At 63.1% G+C, this 3,758-nt stretch carries 2 protein-coding genes and 1 pseudogene; 2 read left to right on the forward strand and 1 reads right to left on the reverse strand.

The features are described from left to right. Positions 1 to 354: pseudogene (locus tag NW856_RS14205) on the forward strand (DNA-binding protein); the annotation flags it as partial. 166 nt (positions 355 to 520) lie between these two features. After that, on the forward strand, positions 521 to 1,663 hold the full coding sequence (gene recF, locus NW856_RS14210) for a DNA replication/repair protein RecF (protein ID WP_414400764.1): 1,143 nt from the start codon (positions 521 to 523) through the stop codon (positions 1,661 to 1,663). 87 nt (positions 1,664 to 1,750) lie between these two features. Here the strand turns inward: recF and NW856_RS14215 are convergent, their stop codons facing one another. Continuing rightward, positions 1,751 to 3,301, reverse strand: coding sequence for a YifB family Mg chelatase-like AAA ATPase (locus NW856_RS14215; RefSeq protein ID WP_011434260.1), 1,551 nt, complete (start codon positions 3,299 to 3,301; stop codon positions 1,751 to 1,753). Between the last annotated feature and the right edge of the window lie 457 nt (positions 3,302 to 3,758).

Raw genomic sequence — 3,758 nt, forward strand, 5'->3', positions numbered from 1 at the left:
TTGGCTCAAATGAAAGATCAACACAACCTAGCCAAAGCAGCCAAAGTTCTCTACGAAGCGGAGCTGGGTTTCATGGGCCGCCCTGGCCGTTCCTTCTTCGAGGCCCCTTTCCGGGCTCAGGAGTACCTCAGCCGGCTGCAAGCGGAGATGGCCTTCGCCAACATCAACTCCGGCAGCGTCTCTGACCTGCAGAATCAAGCGCAGGAGCTGTTGAGCAACGTGAATACGGATCCCGGCAGCTATACCTTCGCCGACTACAGCCTTAGCAAAGCTGCCCTCTACTCCGCCCGCGCTGCCCTACACCTGTTGGCGGCTGAGCGCCTCGGGGGGATGACTACCCTGACCAGGCGCTGATCTGGCCTACCCGGAACTGGGGATAGAGGGGATCCCTGCTGGCTGAGTCTTCGGGGTTAACCCCTCTACCTTCTCTTGCCCCTGCTGCAGTTGGGTTAAAGTGAAAGCCCCCAGAGCGGGGGCTGTTCTTGGTTAGATATTGATCGCGTCTTTACATCTGCCCTTAGTGTACCTGCGTTCTCTGCACCTGCGCCACTTTCGCAACTACCGGGATCAAGAGATCACCTTTGACGCGCCCAAAACCATCCTGGTGGGGGAGAACGCCCAGGGCAAGACCAACCTGCTGGAAGCGGTGGAGCTGTTGGCCACCTTGCGCTCGCGGCGGGCCAGCCGGGATCGGGAGCTGGTATACCAAGAGGAGCGACAAGCCCAGATTGCCGCCACGGTGGAACGGCTGGGTGTGGCCCATGAGCTGGTGATGGAGCTGCGCAGCAGCGGCAGACGATCCCTGAAGGTGGACGGGCAGGTGCTGCGCCGCCAGGCGGACTTTTTGGGACAGGTGAATGCCGTGGTGTTCTCCAGCCTGGATCTGGAGCTGGTGCGGGGCGCTCCGGAGACGCGGCGCCATTGGTTGGACGGGGTGTTGCTGCAACTGGAGCCGGTTTATCTCGGCCTGGTGGAGCAATATCGCCAGATCCTCAAGCAGCGCAACGCCCTGCTGAAGCAGGATCCCGCGGCTGCCGGCGACAAGTTCTCGCAGATGGCCTTCTGGGATGCCCAACTGGCCACCACCGGTAGCCGAATTATGCGCCGCCGCGCCCGGCTGCTGCAACGGCTGGAGCCTTTGGCTGCTCACTGGCACCGGGTCATTAGCGGTGGACGGGAAACCCTGACCCTTACCTATCGACCCCAAGTGCCCCTGCCGGATCCCCAGGCCAGCCCCGAAGTGATCCAAGCCCAGTTTTTGGCCGAGATCCGCGCCAAAGCCGCCGCCGAACACTCCCTGGGCAGCTCTCTGGTGGGCCCCCATCGGGATGAAGTGGAGCTGTGCATTAACGGAGTTGCCGCCCGCGCCTATGGATCCCAAGGCCAGCAGCGCACTCTGGTTTTGGCTCTGAAATTGGCGGAGCTGGAGCTGATCGAGCAGGTGGTCAGGGATCCGCCCTTGCTGCTCTTGGACGATGTGCTGGCCGAGCTGGATCTGCAGCGGCAAAACCAACTCTTGGAAGCCATTCAGGAGCGCGTGCAAACCTTGGTTACCACCACCCACCTGGGATCCTTTGACGCCGGCTGGCTCAAAGCCGCCCAAATCCTTCAGGTGCAGGGGGGACAGCTTTTTCCCGACAAAACAGGGGATGGGATCCCGTAGGGCAGGCCGGAGCTCTGGCAGTGAGGGAAACCCTATCTGGGAGGGGGGCTGGGGGTGGTCGCGTCAGCGGCGCCGAGCGCTTGGGCTTTACAGCCGAGCGCGATCCAGGCTGCGGTATTGAATCGCTTCGGCAATGTGGGTGGGGGCAATGGCCTCCGCGCCCTCGAGATCGGCGATGGTGCGGGCCACCTTGAGGATGCGGTCGCTCCCCCGCGCAGACAGGGCCAACTTTTGGATGGCGCTTTCCAAGAGCTTGCGACAGGGATCCGAAAGGGAGCACCACTGCCGCAGGTGGCGGGATTGCATCTGGGCGTTGCAGTGGATCCCAGGCTCGTTTTGAAAGCGCTGCCGCTGCCGTTGTCGTGCCCGCTCCACCCGCCGCTGCACCGCTTGGGAAGATTCGCCGCCCTGGGCGCGGACAATTTCTTCCGGCTTAAGGCGGTTGACCCGCACCTGCAGGTCGATGCGATCCAGCAGCGGGCCGGAGAGCTTGGACCAGTAGCGCTCCCGCTGTTGCGGCGTACAGGTGCAGGGGTGAACGGGATCCCCGTAGAAGCCGCAGGGACAGGGGTTGGTGGAGGCCACCAGGGTGGTTTGGGCGGGAAACTCTAGGGAAACGCGGGCGCGGGAGATGGTGACTTTGCCATCTTCCAGGGGTTGGCGCAGCACCTCTAACACCTCCCGCCGGAATTCCGTCAGCTCATCCAGGTACAGGATGCCATGGTGGGCCAGCGAGATTTCCCCGGGCTTGGGGTAGGGGCCGCCACCCACCAGCGCCACTGCCGAAGCCGAATGGTGGGGAGCGCGAAAGGGCCGCTGGGCGATCAGGGGGGTCTGGCGTCCCAGGTGCAGGTTTTGCCGCAACAGGCCGGCTGCCGAGTAGATGCGGGTGATCTCCAACATCTCTTCCCACTGCAGCTGGGGCAGAATGCCGGGCAGTCGCCGCGCCAGCATGGTCTTGCCCGCTCCCGGGCTGCCCACCAGCAACAGGTTGTGCCCGCCGGCTGCCGCGATCTCCAGAGCCCGCCGGGCATGTTCTTGCCCCTTCACATCGGCCAAATCCAGCAGGGGTTCCGTTTCGGTTGGCAACATCTGCTCTGGCTGGATCCGCACCGGCTCAACTCCCTCTGGGTTTTGCAGCCAGCCCACCACCGCCGCCAAGGAGGGCAGCCCATACACTTGGATCCCTTGCACCACCGCTCCTTCCGGCCCATTTTCCTGGGGTACCACCAGGCGGCGGATCCCCATCTCGGCAGCGCTGGCGGCAATAGGCAGAACCCCGGCCACCGGGCGTAGGGTGCCGTCTAGGGCCAATTCCCCCACCATCAGGGTGTTGGCCAGCGCTTCCCCCTCGATCACCCCGGAGGCCGCCAAGATCCCGATGGCAATGGGCAGATCGAAGCTGGGGCCCTCTTTGCGCAGATCGGCAGGGGCCAAGTTGACGATGATCCGCCGCTGGGGTAAAGCAAAGCCGGAGTTCTTGATCGCCGCCCGCACTCGCTCTTTGGCCTCCTGAACGGCAGTATCGGGCAGTCCCACCAAGGTGATCTGGGGCAAGCCACCGCCCACATCCACCTCCACCGTAACCTGCACGGCCCGGAGTCCCAGCAGAGCGGCAGCAGTGACTTGGGCAAACAATGCAGTCACCTCCCTCGGATAGTTCTTTTACCCTTTGCACAAGTGGCCGCAGGCCTATTCTGTCCCAACACGTATCCTGGCCGAAATTGGGATCCCCACGCTGCCGGCTGCATTTGCCCAAGGAGAATGTCACAATCATCTCAGGTTTTTCCTGCCCCAAAGGAGGCACGTCGGTTTTCGCAGTCGCAGTCTTTAATGAATGCGGGATCCCGGATCCGAGCTTGCCGAATGGCTCAGGCTTGGGTTGGCTGTTGCTGCCGCCTTTGCGCAGCACAGCAGCGGTGAGGCTATGTTCTGACCAGGATGGGAACCCCCAGGGGGGGATAGCAGGGATCCGGATCCCTCTGATCGCAGCCTGCACCTCCAACCCAGATTTCCCCAGCCATTTGCCCTTTGGCAGAGGTCAAAAGGCGGGCACACCCCTCTGCCGACAAGCCAACAGAGGGACGACCCCATC

This window comes from Synechococcus sp. R3-13 (genome assembly GCF_047462195.1).
Lineage (GTDB): Bacteria > Cyanobacteriota > Cyanobacteriia > Thermostichales > Thermostichaceae > Thermostichus.